The 19,105-nt window shown below is 65.8% G+C and carries 11 protein-coding genes; 4 read left to right on the top strand and 7 right to left on the bottom strand.

From position 1 onward, the window contains the following. Window positions 1-64: 64 nt before the first annotated feature. The 4 genes from SH602x_RS24345 to SH602x_RS24330 all read right to left on the bottom strand — a co-directional run bounded on the left by SH602x_RS24345 (window position 65) and on the right by SH602x_RS24330 (window position 7,763). Window positions 65-4,435, bottom strand: coding sequence for a discoidin domain-containing protein (locus SH602x_RS24345; protein WP_479474729.1), 4,371 nt, complete (start codon window positions 4,433-4,435; stop codon window positions 65-67). Window positions 4,436-4,605: 170 nt separating this feature from the next. Further along, window positions 4,606-6,333 carry a 2Fe-2S iron-sulfur cluster-binding protein gene (locus tag SH602x_RS24340; RefSeq protein ID WP_479474728.1) on the bottom strand — a complete coding sequence of 576 codons (1,728 nt, stop codon included), beginning with the start codon at window positions 6,331-6,333 and terminating at the stop codon, window positions 4,606-4,608. A 47-nt stretch (window positions 6,334-6,380) separates the two neighbouring features. Continuing rightward, complete coding sequence (gene msrP / locus SH602x_RS24335) at window positions 6,381-7,361, bottom strand: protein-methionine-sulfoxide reductase catalytic subunit MsrP (RefSeq protein ID WP_479474727.1); 981 nt, start codon at window positions 7,359-7,361, stop codon at window positions 6,381-6,383. 123 nt (window positions 7,362-7,484) lie between these two features. Further along, window positions 7,485-7,763 carry a hypothetical protein gene (locus tag SH602x_RS24330; RefSeq protein WP_479474726.1) on the bottom strand — a complete coding sequence of 93 codons (279 nt, stop codon included), beginning with the start codon at window positions 7,761-7,763 and terminating at the stop codon, window positions 7,485-7,487. Window positions 7,764-8,065: 302 nt separating this feature from the next. Between SH602x_RS24330 and SH602x_RS24325 the strand changes: the two genes are divergently transcribed. Continuing rightward, window positions 8,066-8,914, top strand: a complete 849-nt coding sequence (locus SH602x_RS24325) for an ion transporter (protein WP_479474725.1) — start codon at window positions 8,066-8,068, stop codon at window positions 8,912-8,914. Window positions 8,915-8,996: 82 nt separating this feature from the next. Here SH602x_RS24325 and SH602x_RS24320 read toward each other — a convergent pair whose 3' ends face one another. Then, a complete protein-coding gene (locus SH602x_RS24320; RefSeq protein WP_479474724.1) occupies window positions 8,997-10,211 on the bottom strand; it encodes a hypothetical protein in 1,215 nt (404 codons plus the stop codon). 142 nt (window positions 10,212-10,353) lie between these two features. After that, window positions 10,354-12,594, bottom strand: coding sequence for an alpha/beta fold hydrolase (locus SH602x_RS24315; RefSeq protein WP_479474723.1), 2,241 nt, complete (start codon window positions 12,592-12,594; stop codon window positions 10,354-10,356). Window positions 12,595-12,747: 153 nt separating this feature from the next. Here SH602x_RS24315 and SH602x_RS24310 point away from each other — a divergent pair, with 153 nt between their 5' ends. The 3 genes from SH602x_RS24310 to SH602x_RS24300 all read left to right on the top strand — a co-directional run bounded on the left by SH602x_RS24310 (window position 12,748) and on the right by SH602x_RS24300 (window position 17,759). Beyond that, complete coding sequence (locus SH602x_RS24310; RefSeq protein ID WP_479474722.1) at window positions 12,748-14,031, top strand: putative sensor domain DACNV-containing protein; 1,284 nt, start codon at window positions 12,748-12,750, stop codon at window positions 14,029-14,031. Window positions 14,032-14,377: 346 nt separating this feature from the next. Continuing rightward, the gene (locus tag SH602x_RS24305) at window positions 14,378-16,144 is read left to right on the top strand and encodes a sulfatase-like hydrolase/transferase (RefSeq protein WP_479474721.1); all 1,767 of its coding nucleotides are present in this window, start codon (window positions 14,378-14,380) and stop codon (window positions 16,142-16,144) included. 268 nt (window positions 16,145-16,412) lie between these two features. Next, window positions 16,413-17,759 (top strand): sulfatase family protein, encoded by a 1,347-nt coding sequence (locus tag SH602x_RS24300; RefSeq protein WP_479474720.1) that lies wholly within the window; start codon window positions 16,413-16,415, stop codon window positions 17,757-17,759. 371 nt (window positions 17,760-18,130) lie between these two features. On the opposite strand, the gene SH602x_RS24295 is transcribed toward SH602x_RS24300, so the two are convergent. Further along, window positions 18,131-19,084 carry a cation diffusion facilitator family transporter gene (locus SH602x_RS24295; protein WP_479474719.1) on the bottom strand — a complete coding sequence of 318 codons (954 nt, stop codon included), beginning with the start codon at window positions 19,082-19,084 and terminating at the stop codon, window positions 18,131-18,133. Window positions 19,085-19,105: the final 21 nt, after the last annotated feature.

Here is a 19,105-nt window from a genome sequence, read left to right as displayed (position 1 = left end):
TCGCGGCGTTGAGCGCCCCGGAAAAAGACACGGAGGGCTAACACCCTCCGCTCGCCAAGGTAGGTCATTCCTTCTTCAACGACTCGAGATACGCCAGCAAATCTGCCAGCCGCTCGGGCGTCAGATCGCCGACGAGACCCTCGGGCATGACGGAGATTTCGATCTTCTTGCGGGTCTCGACGTCGTCCTTCTTCAAGCTTACGGCCTTGCCGTCGGCCTGGCGAATTTCGATTTCGTTCGCGCTTTCGCTGACGACGAAGCCGTTAATCACTTTGCCTTCCGAGGTGACGAAGGCCCACGATTCGAAACCCTGAGCGAGCTTGGCGCTCGGGCGCAGAATCGATTCGACGAGTTCCGCCCGCTTGTAGCGCTTGCCGATATCGACCAGGTGGGGGCCCTTCGGCGACTGGCCCTCCGCGTCGGTGTGGCAGGCGTTGCACTGCTTGGTTGCGAACAGTTCCTTCCCTCGCGACGCGTCGCCGGCAGTCTTCGTCGCCGCCTGGAAGGCGTCCTCGTACGACAGATTCAGGATCGCGCGGGGATCGTTCGACGTCTTGGGAAGCGAGATCGGCGTCGCCTCTTCGGCCATCGCTTCCGCGCTCGCGATCTCGATGCCGTCGAGCTTGACCTTCAGGCGAGCTAGCTCGGTCGCGATCGCGTTGCGGGTCTCGGGAGCGCCCGAACGAAAAGCGTTCGCCAGCGCCTGGGCGACGGCAGGCGTTCCTTCCCAGGCGACGGCGTCGTAGTAGGGTCCGCTGTGATCGGGTCGCGTCCCCCACCAGTCGCCCTTGTAGTCGCCTTCGCGCGAATGCAGTCGCACGAGCAGGTCGAGCAGTTCCTGCCTCGCCGGCTCGTCCTTCGCGGTCTTCACGCGCGCGACGACTCCGTCGACGGCCTGCTGCGAATGGAGGTACCGAAGCGCCTGCAGGGCGCCCGCGCGGTGCGGACCGTCGAGCCCGGCGAGCGTCGCGTCGACGGCCCTTTTATCCGTGGACCCGAGCGCGACGAGCGCCCTCACCGCGAGATGCGGAATCACGCGGGCCGGATCGGGCTGAGCATGAAAGGGCGAACCGCTCGGCATCGGTTCGTCGGCCGACCGGACCGTCAGCGGCAGAATCGCCTCCGCCGCCGAAGCGTCGCCCAGCCGACCGAGCGAAATCAGCGCCTGCGCGCGGACGCGGGGGTTCTCGTCGGCGAGCGCGGCGACGAAGGCGTCCTTCGTGACGCCGGCAAGCTCGTTCTTGCGATCGGTCAGCGCCCTTAACGCCCACTCGCGAATCGACGGATCCTCGACCAGTCGCGCAAGCCCCTCGTTCGCCCGTTCGCCGAGCAGCTGCTTGAGCGTGAAGATCGCCGCGACGCGTCCGTACAGAGGAGCCTTCTCGTCCCGGGCGCTCTGGTAGAGCGCCTTCACGGTCGCTTCGCTTTCTTCCCGGCGGAGCAGTTCCTGCTGGGCCGCGATCCGCAGCACGGCGCTGGGGCCGGAGAGCTGTTCGACCAGTTCCGGTTCCGAGAGCGACGCGAAATCGGGCGCCGGCTTGGGGGCGAAGTTGACCGGGCGAAGCTGCGCGACGAAGCCGACGTTCTCCCCCTCGTAGGCGAAGTTGCCGTTCTTCCAGCTCGCGACGTAGATCAGGCCCGACCCGTCGATCGTGATGTCGGTCGGGCGCGGAATCTTGACGAAGACTTCCTGATGCGGGGCGAACGTAGCGCCGGCGGCGGGGAAGTTGTGGCGATAGACTTCGCTGCGTCCCCAGTCGCAGGTATACGCCGCGTCGCCGAAGACGCCGGGCAACCGGGCGTCGTGGACGTACATGCCGCCGCAGCCCGAGCCTCCGCCGTAATCCGCCAGCGGGGGGAGCGTCTCGTCGGCGAAGCGATCGTAATGCGTGGGGTAGCCGTACTCGCCCGACTGCAGGATGTGCGAGACCCGGACGTTCCACCCGCCGCCGTCGTTGGTGTTGTCGCGGGTGAAGATGTTGAGCGTCGGGTCGATGCAGACGTCGTAGATGTTCCGCATGCCCCAGGCGTAGACCTCCAGCTCGCTGCCGTCGGGTCGCACGCGGAGGACGCCGCCCCCCTTCTTGGAGATCCTCGTGCCGTCGGTTCCGGTGCATTCGAAGACGCCGAAGTCGCCGACCGCGACGTAAATCCAGCCGTCGATGCCGAGGTGGATGCCGTTCGTCGTGTGGTCGGCGCCTCGCTTCTCCACCTGCTCCGGCGTACTGATTCCTGTGACCAGAACCTTGCGATCCTCGGCCACGCCGTCGCCGTCCGCGTCCGTCAGGACCGACAGAAAGGGGGGATGCAGGCACCAGACTTTGTTCCCGTCGACGATCAGGCCGCGGGGATGATCGACCCGGGCGAATTCGGTGATTTCGTCCGCCGTGCCGTCGCCGTCGATATCCCGGCAGCGCAGGATCTTCCCTTCGTTCGCCTTCTTTCCGAGCGACCCCTGCGGATCGACGCCGACGTAGACCTCGCCGTTCACGCCTGCGGCCAGGCACGTGGGATAGTTGACCTCCGGCGGAGCGCCGAACAGCTTGACCTCGAACTCCGCCGGAGCGGCGACGTCGGCGATGCCCGCCGGCGGACCGGCTGCCGGGGTCGGCTTATCCGCGCCCTCAGGCAACTTCGGCAGATCGCCCGCATAGGCCTCGATCTCGTAGAAGCTGCCCCAGCCCCCCGTGCTCGAACCGAGGTAGGTCACGCGCAGCTTATCGGTTTCGACGGGCTGATCGAGCGTGTGCTCGACGATTCGCTTCGCGTCGCCGTTCGACGTCTTGTCGACGATCGTGGTCCACTCGCCGTTCTTCGCGGCGTCGATCTTGTAGCGGTAGGCGGCGTTCCCTTCCCAGTGAATGCGAAGCGACTTAACCGGCGTCGGGCCGCCGAGATCGACCTCCAGCGACTGATCGGGACCGGGACCGTTCGCGCACCACCGCGTGCCGAGATCGCCGTCCGTCGCGTTCTTCGCGAAGTTCCCTTTGCCCGTCTCTTCGCTGGTCGCCTGGGCCTTCTTCAGGAAGGCGAGGTTGTCGTCGGAGCAGCACTGCAGAAAGGGCGTATCCTTCGCCGCGCCGGCCAAAGCAGGGAGCTTGCCGGCGTAGGCCTCGAACTCGTAGAAGCTCCCCCAGGCCTTCGTGCTGGAACTGAAGTAGGTGACGCGGAGGTACCTCGCGTCGACGGGCTGCGGCAGTTCGTGCGACGAGACGGGGCTCGCCTTTACGTTGCTCTTCGCGTCGACGATCGGCGTCCAGGCTTCGCCGTCGGTCGAGGCTTCGACCTGGTACTGGTACGCGGCGGCCTTGCCTTCCCAGCGAATGCGGACCGACTCGATCGGCTGCACCGTTCCCAGGTCGACCTGCCACCATTCGCCCGCGTCCGCCTGGTTGGCGCACCAGCGCGTGGCGAGGTCGCCGTCGGTCGCGTTCTTCGCGAAGTTGTTCTTGCCCGATTCTTCGCTGCTGGCCTTGGTCGGCTTGTTCAGCGCCAGGTTCCCTTCGCCGCAGCAGGCGGTCGACTCCGCCGGCTTCTCCAGCACGGCGCCTCCCGTCTTCGGATCGACGGCCAGCAGCGCCCTGATCGCTTCGTCGGTCTCGGCGTCGGTCTTCGTGAATTCCTGTTCGACGTCGCGACCGCAGGCCCACAGGATGCCGCGGGTCAGCATGTCGAGGTACTTCGGGTCGGCCATCGTCTCGTTGTAGTGGCCGACCGTCGTGGCGAAGACGCGGGCCTTGCCGTACTCGTTGGTCCAGACGCAGGTCTGCGGCTGACCGTCGGGCTGACGGTTCGCGGTCGCGAGGGGCTTGCACGTGGGCCAGAGCTTGACCGAGTTGTAAAGCTCCCCCTTCGGCACGGCCCAGCTATCGCCGAAGCCCTGCATGATGGGGCTGTCCGGCGCGCGGTTGTCGATCGTGTAGGCGTAGTGCGGGCCGTGGTTGGGCGACTGCAAGCCGCAGAACTCGAACCAGGCGTCGTCGCCCGTGCGGTAGCAATGCATCGCGCAATGAATCAGCACCGCGGGGAGTCCCTCGCGATGGGGCTTCAGGATGCGCTCGACGAAGGCCTTGTCGCCGACGCCGGAAAAGCACTCGTTGTGGATGACGATGTCGTAGCCGTCGGCCCAGTCGGGATCGTTATAGAGCGGGATCGGCGTGTCGGTCGTCGTACCCCCTTGCAGGACGACGGTCCACTCGACGTTCGCCCGCGCCGAGACGCCCTTGGGGATGATCAGCTTCTGCCGGTCGTAGTCGTGGCAGCACCCGCCCGTGACGAGCAGCGCCCTGATCGGCTTGCCGGCGGGCGCTTCCTGCGCCGGTTCGTCGGCGCGGGCGCCGCCGGCGATCAGGAGGAAAAGCGATACCGCCAGGGCGGAAAGAGCGTTCAGCGCGTGAACGAAGACGCGGCAGCGCACGGCGCAAGGACGAAGCATGAGCGGAGCGGGAGACGAAGGAGGGATTGGTTTCTCGACGCCCCGCGGCAGGAACTGCCGCGAGAAAGCGCCGAAGCAGGCGAGACGCGAACGCCGTCGCGCGCCCGTCATTCTACCTTCGCCGGACGCTGCAAGCCTCCCGATTCCTTCCGCGGCTGAAAAGCGGGGCCTCAGGCGTCCAGCGTCACATCCTCCAGCGGGCAGGCCTGGCAGGTCAGGATAAAGCCGTTCTTCTTCTCGGATTCGGACAGCGCCGCTTCGACCCGCATCGCGACGGAGCCGGCCAGGAGCCGGGTCTTGCACTGACCGCAGACCCCGGAGCGGCATTCGTAGGGAAGGTCGAGCCCGATCGACTCGCCCGCTTCCAGCAAGGTCATTCCCGCATCGACGGTCGCGCTGCGAGCGGATCGGCGAAAGTTCGCCGTCGCCGCCATCACGTCGAGGGAACGCCGTTCTCCGGGGACCGGCGCCTCGAACGCGGAGATCTCCGAAGCGCTGTCGTCGCCCGTTCGCTGCAGCGAAAGCGCGGGCGAAACGAACGCCTCAGTCCGGATGAACTCTTCCGGCGTCCCCGCTTCGCGCAGGACTTCGCAGACGGCGTCCATCATCGGCTGGGGACCGCAGACGAAGCAGACGGTCTTGTCCGGCTCCGGCACGCAGGCGCGGAACCATTCGAGATCGATTCGACCGCGGCGAGCGCCGGCGCCCGTTCCTTCTTCGACCCGACTGAAGGTGCGATGGACGCGCAGGCGGGGGAAGCGCTTCTCGAGACTGGCGATCTCCTCGGCGAAGATCAGGTCCGCGGTCGTTCGAACTCCGATCAGGAAATGAATCTCGCCGGGCCAGCCGCGATCGGTGAGGTAGCGCACGATCGACATCATCGGGGTGACGCCGACGCCTCCCGCGATGAGGACGACGGCGTTCGCCTCGTCTCCGCGGAAGACGAACTTGCCCGCCGGCGCCGAGACGCGCAGCAGGTCGCCCTCCTTCAGGCGATCGTGCAGGAACCGTGAGGCCGTCCCCTGGTCCTCGCGCTTCACCGTGACCTCGCAATAGCCGCACCGCGTGGGCGTGGAGGCGATCGTATACGAACGATGAACGGTCTGACCGTCGACGTCGAGTTGCAGGTTGAGATATTGTCCGGGCGCGTAGTCGAAGGGGAGCGCGCCGCCGGCGGGATCGACCAGCCGAAACGTCTTCACGTCGGGCGTCTCTTCGAAGATCCTCGCGAGACGCAGTTCGCCCGACCAGAACTTCTTTCGCGGCGGCAGCGTCGCATTCGGGGCGGGCCTCTTTCCCGCGCTGGCCGCCTTCCGCAAGTCGTAGTAGTGCCACCCCGCCCGCGCGAACATCAGTCCGCCCAGCACGCCTGCGAAGATCAGCGGCTCGCGGAGATCGGCCTTCACCAGCAGCAGAAAGTGAACGACCGCCAGCCCGGCGACGACGTACGCAAGACGATGCAGGAGCTTCCAGCGCTTCGCTCCCATCCAGGCGATCGCTCGGGCCGTCGAAGTCACGGCGAGCGGCAGCATCAGAATGACGGCCAGCATGCCGATCTGAAGAAAGCGCCGCATCCAGATTTCATTCGCCGCGCCTGCCAGATCCATGGCCTGGTCGAACGCGACGTAGATGAGCAGGTGGACGCAGGCGTAGAAGAAGCCGAACAGGCCCAGCGCACGGCGGAATCCGACGATCGCGTTCCAGCCGGAGATCCGGCGGAGCGGAGTCACCGCCAGCGAGAGCGTCAGAAAGAGGAGCGACAGCCAGCCCGTCGTGTGCAGGGCGAAATTCGTCGGGTCGGCGCCCAGTCGCCCGTTCCACGCGTCCCACGCCAGCAGGGCTACCGGAACGGAGCCGTTGACGATGACCAGGAACTTCCAGAATTTCAGATCGTTCATAGAGCGCGCCTGTATGCGCGGTAAGGCGGCTGACGAAGCGAGGCGCGTCAGAAGTTTTCGGTCAGGTCCATACCGGCGTAGAGCTCGCCGACCTGTTCCTCGTAGCCGTTGAACCTCCGGGTCGGGATGCGTCCCGATCGTCCGATACGGCGCTCCGTCGCCTGGCTCCACCGCGGATGGTCGACCTCCGGGTTGACGTTGGCGTAGAAGCCGTACTCGCGCGGCGCTCTCCTCGACCAGGACGTCTCCGGACGGGCGGCGACGAGGGAGATCTTCACGATCGACTTGATTCCCTTGAACCCGTACTTCCACGGCACGATCAGGCGAATCGGCGCGCCGTCCTGCGGAGGCAGTTCGCGTCCGTAGAGCCCGGTCGCCAGCAGCGTCAGCGGGTGCATCGCCTCGTCCAGTCGCAGTCCTTCGACGTATGGCCACTCCAGGACGTCCGCCTTCTGTCCCGGGAAGCGGACGGGATCGTAAAGGGTCTCGAAGGCGACGTACTTCGCCGCCGACATAGGCTGGACGGCTTCGATCAGTCGCGACAGCGGGATACCGGCCCAGGGAACGACCATCGACCAGGCTTCGACGCACCGCATCCGATAGACTCGCTCTTCCGGCGGGCCGAGAGCGGCGATGTCGCCGAGGCTGAAGACCTTCGGCCGGTCGACCAGCCCTTCGACCGATATCTTCCAGTCGCCGACCTGGAAAGCGCGAGCCGCCGAGGCGACATCGGTCTTCGAGGTCGTGAACTCGTAGAAGTTGTTGTAGTGCGCGACGTCGACCAGGGGCGTGCTGGTCTCGTCCGTGCGGAAGCCGTTCGAAGTTCCTTCCGGTCGAATCAGGCCCGGCAGTTCCGGCATCTCGGGCATTTCCTCCGAGACTCCGGCGAACGCGCGGTAAGCGGCTGCCGTGACGCCGACGCTTCCCGCGAGCGCCGCGCCTTTCAGGAATCTTCGGCGGTTGAAGTAGAGCCACGGGGGCGTGATCGCGTCGTCCGGCTCGCGCGGTACGGAGTCGGGAGAAGTCATTACAGGCGACCGAAGCAAGAGACGGGAACCGAACGACCGAATGGGGATCCGCAGAGACGAAGGGCCCGCGCGAGCTCGCCCCTCGCGCGCAGGAACCTTCCGCATGCCTCAAGCGGGCGCGCGTCAGTTGCCGGGCTCGGCCATCTCCGGCTCCGTCATCTCCGGTTCGGCCATCTTTTCCTCGTTCATCGCCGGCTCGGCCATCGATTCGCCTGCCATCGACTCTCCGGCCATGGCGCCTTCCATCGACTCGGTCGCCATGGCGCCGTCGTTCATCATCGCATCGTCGGCTGCGCCCCCTTCGACAGGCGCCATGTCGCCTCCCCCGCCTTCGCATCCGACCAGGGCACAGAGACCGACGACCGAACCGAGCACCATCACCGACGCGTACCTGCGAACCATCTTCCGCTCCTGAAAGGACGTTCACCGAGCCTCTCGAGCGCCCGTACCGGACGCCCCTCGATCCCGCCGCGGGACATCGTCCGCCTGGCGACCCCGCTCCGACGCGATCTGTCGGATGAGAAGACGACGGCGGGGGCGGAAGCTTACGCTCGTTCGGGAAGCTTGCCGGAAATTGCTCGGAAGGTCGCTGGAGAACGAGCGCCCCACGTCGGGTCGAGGTCGGAGGTTCCGATTCGGCGTCGGGGTCGCACGATAGAGTGGAGGGGCGTTCTGACGCTCTGACCGCTTCGACCAGGCTCCCGATGAATTCGCCGACCCCTCGACGCACGCCCCTGCTCGTCACGGCCAGGCGCAAGCTGTTCATCGTGATCTTCGGTCACGACACGAAAGGGGGCAAAGCGTTCGACATCGTCCTGCTCGTCGCCATCTGCGGCAGCGTCGCAGCGGTGATGCTGGAAAGCGTCGCGGAGATCCGCGCCCGGTTCGGGCGGGAACTCTACGTCGCCGAGTGGACGTTCACGATTCTGTTCACCGTCGAGTACTTCCTGCGCCTGATCAGCGTCCGCCATCCGCTGCGGTACGTGTTCAGCCCGCTGGGGCTCGTCGATCTGCTCGCGATCCTGCCGACCTACCTGAGCGTGCTGATCGGCGGCGCCCAGACGCTCGCCGTGGTGCGGGCGCTGCGTCTGCTGCGAGTCTTCCGGATCCTCAAACTGCCCAACTACGTGCAGGAGGCGAACTATCTGATCGTCGCTCTGCGGGCGAGCCAGCGAAAGATCGTCGTGTTCCTGTTCACCGTCGTGACGATCACGCTGATCGTCGGCGCGCTGATGTACCTGATCGAGGGCGAGGAGCACGGCTTCGCCAACATCCCGATCAGCATGTACTGGGCGATCGTGACGCTGACGACCGTCGGATACGGCGACATCGCCCCGCAGACTCCTGCCGGACGAACGCTGGCGGCCGCCGTGATGATCCTGGGCTACGCCATCATCGCCGTGCCGACCGGCATCGTGACGGCGGAACTCGTCCGCGGCGAACGGGCGGCCCAGGGCCTGCGGCGCTGCTCCGGCTGCGGAACCGCCGGCCACGACCGCGACGCGCTGCACTGCAAGCGTTGCGGAGCCGCGTTGCCCGCGGAGAGAGCTTAAATCTCACAGGTCTCTCTCGACCCGACCGATCGATCGCCGATCCCCTTCCCGGCCGACTGAGGGGGGGGTGTTGCCATGTCGCTTACCGGCAAGACATCTTTTCGACGTTTGTACGCTCCTCAACCAAGCACTTCTTCAGTTGTCGTAGCGAATCGGCAATCAAACTGACCCGCGATTCGATATGAGCTGTCAGTTCTCGATAGTCAGCTTCGTCTGGAAGCCTCCACCGCCGGGTAGGGTAGAACACCGTGCCGAAGCGAGTCAGCCAGAGATCGGCCATTGCCTTCGCTTCGCGCAAGCCGATTACCGTCGCATCCTTTTCCATTCCGAAGACGTCTGATCGATCCCCAGCGGTAGACGGCAGGCGACTGAGAAGCTGCTGAAAGCTAACGGGATCAAGCTTGGCGACTTCGTGGAGCATTCCCGTCCACAAATCCCTCGACATAGCTACGTCCGTCGTCGACTCCGGACCGTCAGCCACCACTCGCCATCCATCACGCTTCGACATGCGGCCGAGAGCATCTGGCAACGCAATGCCGTGCATGACTACTGTGGCTGTCACGCTGCAGGCCAGATTCATCAAGACGTAAAGTGCAGTATCGCGTACTCGCTCGCTGAATGGATAGGGCTTACCCTTTGCCACGGCAGTCAACAGAGCTGCATATGTCCGCACTCGGTCACTCGGCAGATCAAGAATGGAGAGCCCTCGATTGCTTTCGTGCTCTCCCATGAGCGCTCTTCGCGCTACGACATGTACGAATCCCTCACAATGGTTGGAGTCGACTCGGTTCACTTCACTAATGGCTCGCAAAAGCATTGATGCAGGATCGGGCACGGGATCGCTCCAGTTCCGCGAATCGCAGAACCAAGGTGCCTTCGCGTCCGACGCGTCAATGACACGGCAGAGCTCCAGTTCGGCTTGCCGAGCCGCGGCAAAATCACCGTCCTCCGCGGCGAAACGCACGACCAGCGAAGCGAGGCGTACGCCGTTCGGTTGTTCGCGAGCGACGTCTTCGTCGTAGGCTTCGAGAATCAGCCCGAGGCGACGCGAGTTGGTCGTCGATAAGGTTCGCTCACCAGTCGGACCTAAGAATGAGGCCTCGACGACGCGCGATTTCTTGTCGATGAGGTCGTAGAGCCGCTGTCGGAACAGCTTTACCTCTGCTTCAGTCAACCGCTTCGTCTGCCTCGGCTTCGTGTCATAGGAATCATGATGCGAGAGACATAAGGCGACGAGGTTTTCCTCCTCGTTGTTCGCAGAGTCTTGGTCTGCATGGGCGATCTGGACTGACTTCACGCTCAGATCATGGTCGAGGCCCCAGCAAAGAGCACACCGCCGCCGCGATCTTTCGAGGATCCTTAGCTCGGTCGACGGTGACAATCGTTTTCTGCGCATGTCTGCGAGCGACCAGAGGCGGGGACTTTGCGAGCGAGAGCGACTACTTCGAGTTCTTCTTGAATGATTCGTCCAGGAACTCATACGCCTCTTCGCGCACCTCGTCCGGGAAATCATGCCCGCAGTCGGGATAGCGAAACGTCAGCTTCGAATCGGCGTTCAGCAGGGCGTAGACCTCCTGCACGCGGGGTTCGGCTTTGCGGACGCCGGCGACGTCGAAGTTCTCGTCGTGAAGCGGGGAGTTGGTGAAGAAAGCCCGGGGAGCGAGCGCGGCGACGGACTCGTAGAAGTCGAACGGCACGCGATCAGGATCGAGGCCGTAGCGATCGCGGAGGAGGGGCATGTACCGGTCGCTCGTCCAGCCGGCGAGGGCGCCGCCGTAGTAGTCGTGAAACGGCGTCCAGCCGCAGCTTGAGACGATCGCCTTCACGCGCTCGTCGAAGGCGCCCAGGAAGATGGCGTTGTGCCCGCCCAGCGAGTGGCCGATCGCGCCGATCCGCTCGCCGTCGACCTCGGGCAGCGACTGGAGATAGTCGACGCACCGCATGTGATTGGCGATTCCCTTCATCGTCCCGGAGACGTAGTCGTCCTCCGCGAAGTCGTAGTCCGCATAGTCGCCGAACGACGGGTAATCGGGCGCCAGAACCACATAGCCACGCTGCGCCAGTTCGACGGCGTAGCCGCGATGGAGCAGCGGCCCCTCGCCCGCCACGATCCGCTTGCCGAGCGGGCCCGTCGGATGCAGCGCGAGCATCGCGGGCAGCTTCGCGTTTTCGCCGATCTCCTTCGGAAGGTAGAGGTCCGCCGGGATGCGATCGCCCCCGTCGGCAGCGATGCGGATCGTCTTGCGGACGAAGCCGTCGCCCTGAAACTCTTCCTTCGTCTGCACGTCGAAGTCGGGCCACTCGCTTCGATCCGGCAGCGGGCCCATCGCCTCCTGCATCCGTTCGAGGATCTCCGCCCGCTTCTGGCGCCAGGCTTCCTCCGATTCGATCCGACCCACCGACCCGTCGCGACGGTGAAACGAAAGGGGCCGCGACTTGTCGGTCGGTTCGAGCGCCTCGACGGCGATCTCCGCGATGCGGCCTGCCAGCGGATTGACCGATCCCTTGCCGTCCGGATGCACGCGGGAACTGAGGAAGATCACGGACAGTTCGCGCTGCGGATCGATCCAGAAGGAGGTTCCGGTGAAGCCGCCATGCCCGACCGACGCAGACGACAGACGAGCGCCGCGATTGGACGAATAGGGAGAGTCCTTATCCCATAAGAGACCCCGCACGCCGCGCGGCGTTTCGTAGTCCGCGGTCATGAGCGCGACCGACGCCGGTTCGAAGAGGCGCACGCCCGCATATTCGCCCTCGTCGAGCAACGCCTGCGCGAGCACGGCCAGGTCTTCCGCCGTGGAGAAGAGTCCCGCGTGCCCCGCGACGCCCTCCATCGCATAGGCCCGCGGGTCGTGCACTTCGCCCCGCATCCAGGCGTCGTTTCGGCGCTCCGTCGGGACGGCCCGTCGCTTCAGATCGTCGTTGGGCAGATAGCCGGTCGTTGTAAGACCCAGCGGTCGATAGATCGTCGTTGCGACGTACTCGTCCAGCCGCTGGCCCGTGACCCGTTCGACGACGTGGCCGAGCACGATGGCGCCGACGTCGGAGTAGACGAACTTCTCTCCCGGCGCCGCGATCGGCTTCAACTCCGCGATCTTCGCGAGCGCCTCCTCGCGTCCTCCTGCGTAGTCGCGCATCGCGTTGTCGGCGATCAGGCCTCCCTGGTGCGTCGCCAGGTGGCGGATCGTGACGACGTCCTTCCCCTCGGCCGCGAATTCGGGCCAATGCTTCGCGATCGGGTCGTCGAGCGAAAGCTTTCCCTCCTCGATCAGTCGCGCCACGGCCAGGCCCGTCGCGAGGGGCTTGGTCAGCGAAGCCAGATCGAACACCCGGTCGACCGTCATCGGGACGCGCTCGGGCAGGATCTCCGCGTCGCCGTAGGCTTTCAGGTGAACGATCTTCCCATGCACCGCGACCAGCACGACGGCGCCGGGGAGCTTCTTCTCGGCGATTCCCTTTTCGACCGCGCGGTCGATCCGCAGCGAAATGTCCGCCTGCATTCCGTCTCGGCTGAGATCGACGATCGGCAGTCTCGTCGGCGTCGCGTTCGCGGCCGGCACGCTCTCTTCGGCGAACGAAAAGCCGGCGAACAGCAGCGACAGCGCCGCAGCCGTCGCCTGAATCGCGAAGAACCTGACGGATCGCGGGCGGCGAATGGATGGAAAGGCAGGCGGAAGCATGGGCGATTCCGGACTTAAAGGCGGGAAAACTCGCATGGCGTCGGGAGGCGTCGACGGAAAGAATAGACTGAGGCCGAGCCCATGTGCGCATCCATCCTGTTCGGGTCGGACGATTCCGCGCGGCTCGCGCGCCCTGATTCTTCGCCAGGCTCCATGCATTCGTCCGCCTCGTTCTACCCGCGCGAACTCGCTGCCGCGATTCGCGAAAACTGGATCAAGTCCGCCTTCGAGCCGTCGCTGCTGCCCGATCCGGACCTGCTCGAGCAGGCGGCGGACGTCACCTACCAGGCCAGTCTCCTCCGTGAAGAGGCGGAGCCCGTCCGCTGCCGGGTGATGCTGGCGACGCCCGAAGAGTTTCTCCCGTACGAAGCGGTCGGACGCGACGGCCTGGCCGCGATGCGGTTCCGCCGACCCGCCCCCTTCGCCGCGCACGAACTGCGAAAGCTCTCCTCGGCTGCGGGTTATTATCGTTCGACGATCGCCGTCGATCGGGATGCCGACGGCTGCGCTCAGATCTGGGGGATGATCTTCACCGGAACGCGGTGGCTCAGTCAGATTCACGACGCCGACGCGCACGTGAGCCCGCTCCCTTCGAACCTGGCGATCCAGGTCGTCGCCCCGGGCCACCTGATCGTCGCGTCGGGCCATCGGCGCCTGCTCGAAACGTCAGGCGGGGAGCTCCTTTCGGAAGCGTTCGACCCGTTCCGATCGGAGTGGCTGCCCTTTCGGTTCCAGCCCGAGCGGTCGTCGCTGCTGGAGGATCACGCGTCCGCGCCGCTGCCGTCCGGTCTGAACGGGACCCGGCTGTGCGATTCGTTCGTCAAGGACGCCGCACAGAACGTGATCCGACGCACGCTGAACCTGGTCCGTTCGCGAGGCCACGGCGGAACGCTGGTCTATCTCTCCGCCGACGCAGGCCGCGATGCGCATACCAGCGGCCTGTTTCGATTTCGGGTCGCTTTTCAGAACGACGATTCGACGCTGCGGTTTCGCCACCTGATGCGGAAGCTGTTGCAGCGCGTGCTGGAGATCGGTCTCGAACAGGAAGTCGCCGAGGTGACGTGGGGCATCTATCGCCAGATGCAGGACGCGCTGCTCGCCGAGCTCGACGACGCTCTGGCGGAGTTCGCGCACTTTCTCGCCGACCTGATGGCCGCGGACGGGGCGCTGGTGCTCGATCGCCAGTTCCGCATCATCGGCTTCGGCGCCGAGATCCTGGGCGAATCGCACGTGCAGGAGATTCATCGGGCGCTCGATCTGGAAGCGTCGCAGACGAGCCTGGAACCCGCCGACCGGGCCGGAACCCGGCACCGGAGCGCCTATCGCCTGGTCAGCGCCGCGCCCGAGGCCATCGCCCTCGTCGTCAGCCAGGACGGCGGCGTCCGCTTCGTCGCGCATAAGGACGACAAGCTGACCTACTGGCCGTATTTGCCGTAAGGCTTCGGCGAATAGACGTCTCGCGTCGAGGGGCGGCGGGGCCGTGTGCCATGGCTGGCTTGTCCAGCCGTGCCGGATGCGCGTACGAGATCGCGAACAGATCCAGCACGAAGTCGTCGCGCGAATATCGACGATTTCGTTCGGGAAGCGATCGCTTGGCTGGTTTGACGAACCTCCGCCCGCTGCACTGCTGGGGCAAGCCAGCAGTGGCACACCGACCGAGCGAACGACTCACCCGACAGCATGGGAGCAAGCGAGCAGCGGCACACGGCGGAAGTCGCGAGAGTATCTTGAGAGAGAGCCGTCGCTCGTCTCATCGGGTCTCCTCTCGTCAGCATCTCCGACCATGGCACGCTCGATCGCTACCATACTGTTCGCGTCGCTTGCACTCTGCGCGGCGATGAAGGCTGACGAGCCTCGCCCCAACATCGTCCTCCTGATCGCCGACGACGCGGGGTGGGGGGACGTTTCGCTGCACGGCAATACGAACCTCGAGACGCCCCATCTCGATTCGATCGCCAGGGAGGGAACGCGGTTCGAACGCTTCTACGTCTCGCCCCTCTGTGCGCCGACGCGGGCGAGCCTGCTGACGGGAAGAGACTCCGTCCGAACAGGCGTCGTCGGCGTGACCCGCGGCCAGGAACGGCTGAACCTGGACGAGGTCACGCTGCCCGAGATTCTGCAGGCGAACGGCTACGCCACGGGCGCCTTCGGCAAGTGGCACAACGGGTCGCAGTATCCCTATCACCCCAACGGTCGCGGCTTCGACGAGTTCTACGGCTTCTGCTGCGGGCACTGGGCCAACTACTTCGACGCGCCGATGGACCATAACGGCGTCGAAACCACGGGCCGCGGCTACCTCGCCGACGATATGACCGACCATGCAGTCGATTTCATCTCGGCGCATCGGAGCGAACCCTTCTTCTGCTACGTCGCGTTCAACACGCCCCACGCGCCGTTTCAGGTTCCGAAAGAAGATTACGACCGCGTGAAGGCGCGCGGGATCAAGCTGCGGGCGACCGAGCCGAAGCAGGAGAAACTGGACGAGACGATCGCCGCGCTCGCGATGATGGAGAACCTCGATCGCAACGCGGGCGAGATCCTCGCCGCGATCGACGACGCCGGCGTGCGCGAGAACACGATCGTGCTCTACCTGACCGATAACGGCCCCAACACCTGGCGCTGGAACGGCGATCTGAAGGGGAAGAAGGGGCAGTTCGACGAGGGGGGCGTGCGCTCGCCGCTGTTCGTGCGGTATCCGCAGGCGATCGAGCCGGGCACGGTCGTGACGCAGCCCATCGCGCATATCGATCTACTGCCGACGCTGCTCGATCTGTGCGGCCTTTCGCTGGCTGACGCTCCCCGTCCGCCCAAGCCGCTCGACGGTCGCAGCTTCGCTCCGCTGCTCACGGATTCGTCAGCCGCGTGGCCCGAGCGGGCCATCCATCTCGGCTGGGGCAACCGTCGCGCGATTCGCGAAGGGAAGTGGATGGCCGACGCGAAGTCGCTGTACGACCTGCAGGCCGATCCGCTGCAGAAGGTCGACCTGGCGAAGCGGTCGCCCGACGTGCATGCGGCCCTCCTCGCGAAGCTGGAGGCGTGGCATGCGGAGGCCTCGGCGGGCCAGACGCTCGACCGCCCCTATCCGGTCGGCTATCGACCCGAAATCGCGACGATCCTGCCGGTGCAGGACGCCGAACTGCACGGTAAGACGCTTTCCTACTCGTCGCAGCACCCGAACGCTTCGTACGCGACGAACTGGACCTCGACCGACGAGACGCTGACCTTCGACGTCGAAGTCGCCGAGGCGGGCGAGTACGCGGCGACGCTCCGTTACGCCGCGCCTGCGGAGACGGTCGGCTCGGTCCTGCGCCTCGAAACGACGGGCGTCTCCGCGGAAAGCGCCGTGACCGAGGCCTTCGATCCGCCGCTGATCGAGAGCCCCGACTACGCCCCCCGGACCGAGTCCTACCTGAAACCCTTCGCTCCGCTGGAACTTGGCACGATCAGGCTGCCTGCCGGTCGGCAGACGCTGACCCTGCGTGCGACGAAGCAGGTCGGCAAGGCGCTGCCGGAGATTCGGCAGTTGGAATTGAAGCGGCAGGCGGAGTGACGACGAACCAGTCTCGATGCGTTCGCCGCGGAGCTTGCACGGCTCGTGTGCCATGGCTGGCTTGTCCAGCCGTGTCCGGACCCCGGCAAGCGTTCATCCACTGAATGGGCGCTTCCCGCAGTCGACGTCGATCTCCGAAACGCAAGTTCGTGGGCCGACGTCCATGTAAACTGCGAGTCGGTACTCTTCGCCTCGCACGGCTGGACAAGCCAGCCATGGCACACGGCATTCCCTCCTCCGCCGTCCAGGCTCTGCCTCGATTTCCGCCATGTCGATCCGATTCTTCGCACCGCTCTTCGTCGTCCTCGCTCTCGCCGTGCCGGCGATCCTGGCGGCTGAAGCGTCCGCTCAGACGCCGCCCGCCTCGCCCCCCAACGTCGTGATGATCCTGTCGGACGATCAGGCGTGGACCGACTACGGGTTCATGGGACACGAGGCGATCGAGACGCCGAACATCGACCGCCTCGCGCGGGAGTCGCTGACGTTCACGCGCGGCTACGTTCCCTACTCGCTCTGCCGGCCGTCGCTGGCGTCGATCATCACGGGCCTCTACGCGCGGCAGCACGGCATCGTCGGCAACGATCCCCCGCGGAACGCGTTGTACATGAACGACGCGTCGGGCCAAGCGACTCCTGTCGACTACCTGCAAGTTCGCGAGGAGTATCTGAAGCTCCACATCGACAAGCTGCAGACCCTGCCCGAATTGCTCAAGGCGAAGGGCTACGTCAGCTTTCAGTCGGGCAAGTGGTGGGAAGGGAGCGCCGAACGGGGCGGCTTCGACGAGGGGATGACGCACGGCGATCCGGCTCGCGGCGGGCGGCACGGCGACGAGGGGCTGAAGATCGGTCGCTCGACCATGCAGCCGGTGATCGACTTCCTGGACGGAGCGGCCAGGCATGAAAAGCCCTTCTTCCTGTGGTACGCGCCGATGTTGCCCCACACGCCGCACGATCCGGGACCGAAGCTGCTCGCGAAGTACAAGGACAAGGCGCCGACGCTCCCCATCGCGAAGTACTGGGCCAATTGCGAACGCTTCGACCGCTCGGTCGGAACGCTGCTGAAGGCGCTCGACGAGCGCGGGCTCGCGGAGAACACGCTGGTCGTCTACGTCACCGACAACGGCTGGATCAACGATCCGAACGCCAGCCAGTTCGCCCCCAAATCGAAGAAGACCCAGTACGACGGCGGACTGCGCACGCCCATCATGCTCCGCTGGCCGGGCCAGATCGAACCGAAGAGGGACGAGGCGAATCTCGCCAGTTCGATCGACCTCGCCCCCACGATCCTTCGCGCTGCCGGCCTGGAACCGACGCCCGAGATGGAGGGAATCGACCTGTTCGACCGGGCCGCCGTGGAAGGCCGACGTCAGATCTTCGGCGACATCTTCGAGCATGACATCGTCGCGATGGACGACCCTGCCGCGAGCCTCCGCTGGCGCTGGACGATCGAAGGGAACTGGAAGCTGATCGTCCCCGACGCGAAGCGCCTCCCCGGCGAGCCGGTCGAACTCTACGACCTCTCCGCCGACCCGCACGAGGAAAAGAACCTCGCCGCCGAGCAGCCTGAGCGGGTCGCGGAGTTGAGGAAGAAGCTGGACGCGTGGTGGACGCCGTAAGGACGCGACGACGATTCCGTCGATTCCGTCGATTCGAACGACGCGCCTTTCGTCGCGCGTCGCGTCGGTCTCAGGCGAGCGGAGGGTGTCAGCCCTCCGTGGCTCCGTGTTGCGCTTCGTGGCAATCGAGCGACGCCCGTGTGCCATGGCTGGCTTGTCCAGCCGTGCAGGGCAGCGAGATCCGAAATTGGCTTGAAGGAATCGTTCGACGATAGCGTCTCGAAGGCGGAGGGAGTTTGCGGGAATCGGATGGACGAACGAATTGCCGACGCCTTGCACGGCTGGGCAAGCCAGCCATGGCACACAGTTCGCCCCAGCTTCCTCCTGGCAGCATTGGGGCAAGCCAGCCACGGCGCTCGGAGCGCTTCGACTCAGTGATGCTCCTCGCACCGATGCGGCTTCTCGGTGCCTTGCCGGTCCTCGCAGCAGGCGAAGCCGGCGGGGTCGCGTTCGATCTGCAGCGTGACCTGCTCGATGCCGAAGCGGTCGTGCAGCTCGCGGATCGCCTGTTTTAAAAGCGCGTCGTCGTTCGTTTCGCCGGGGCGGATGAGGTGGGCCGTGAGCGCCGTCTCGGTGGTGCTCATCGCCCAGACGTGAACGTCATGCACGGCCGTCACGCCGGGCAGGCCTTCGAGGCACTCCCGCACGGCCAGGGGGTCGAGTCCTCGCGGCGCCGCATGGAGCGCCAGGTTGACGCTCTCGGTCAGCAGGCCCCAGGTTCCCCACAGGATGACCGCCGCCACGACGAGGCTGGTCGCCGAATCGATCCAGAGCCAGCCGGTCAGCAGCATCAGCAGCCCCGCGACGACGACGCCGACGGAGACCAGCGCGTCGGCCAGCATGTGCAGGTAAGCGCCTCGCAGATTCAGATCGTCGTGCCGGCCTCGCATGAAGAGCAGGGCCGTGGCGAGATTGATGACCACGCCGACGCCGGCCACGACCATCATCGTGGCGCCGATCGGCTCGCCCGGATCGCCGAAGCGGCGCACGGCTTCCCACGCGATGGCTCCCACGGCCACCAGCAGCAGCACCCCGTTGATCAGCGCGGCGAGAATCGTCGAGCTGCGCCAGCCGTACGATCGCCGGGGCGTGGGGCGCACGCCGGAAAGCCAGTAGGCCCCCCACGCGATGCCCAGGCCGATCACGTCGGAAAGGTTATGCCCCGCGTCGGCCAGCAGGGCCAGCGAATCGGCGTAGAACCCGAATCCCGCCTCGATCGCGATGTAGGCGCCGTTCAGCGCCATGCCGATCGCGAAAGCCGCGTCGTACCGCGCCGGCGCGTGGTCGTGCAGCGCGTGCGAACCATGTCCGTGCGAATGAACCATCGGCGGCGAGTCGAAAGCGAC

This window comes from Lignipirellula cremea (assembly GCF_056501455.1).
Note: the sequence above shows the minus strand (reverse complement) of the source record. Positions and strands in the feature narration are given on the sequence as shown.

Excerpts from the sequence above, each read along its gene's own strand:
- SH602x_RS24330 (WP_479474726.1), bottom strand. The coding sequence starts at position 7,763 with ATGGTTCGCAGGTACGCGTCGGTGATGGTGCTCGGTTCGGTCGTCGGT.
- SH602x_RS24345 (WP_479474729.1), bottom strand. The coding sequence starts at position 4,435 with ATGCTTCGTCCTTGCGCCGTGCGCTGCCGCGTCTTCGTTCACGCGCTG.
- SH602x_RS24300 (WP_479474720.1), top strand. The coding sequence starts at position 16,413 with ATGTCGATCCGATTCTTCGCACCGCTCTTCGTCGTCCTCGCTCTCGCC.
- SH602x_RS24295 (WP_479474719.1), bottom strand. The coding sequence starts at position 19,084 with ATGGTTCATTCGCACGGACATGGTTCGCACGCGCTGCACGACCACGCG.
- SH602x_RS24310 (WP_479474722.1), top strand. The coding sequence starts at position 12,748 with ATGCATTCGTCCGCCTCGTTCTACCCGCGCGAACTCGCTGCCGCGATT.
- SH602x_RS24305 (WP_479474721.1), top strand. The coding sequence starts at position 14,378 with ATGGCACGCTCGATCGCTACCATACTGTTCGCGTCGCTTGCACTCTGC.
- SH602x_RS24325 (WP_479474725.1), top strand. The coding sequence starts at position 8,066 with ATGAATTCGCCGACCCCTCGACGCACGCCCCTGCTCGTCACGGCCAGG.
- msrP (WP_479474727.1), bottom strand. The coding sequence starts at position 7,361 with ATGACTTCTCCCGACTCCGTACCGCGCGAGCCGGACGACGCGATCACG.
- SH602x_RS24315 (WP_479474723.1), bottom strand. The coding sequence starts at position 12,594 with ATGCTTCCGCCTGCCTTTCCATCCATTCGCCGCCCGCGATCCGTCAGG.
- SH602x_RS24340 (WP_479474728.1), bottom strand. The coding sequence starts at position 6,333 with ATGAACGATCTGAAATTCTGGAAGTTCCTGGTCATCGTCAACGGCTCC.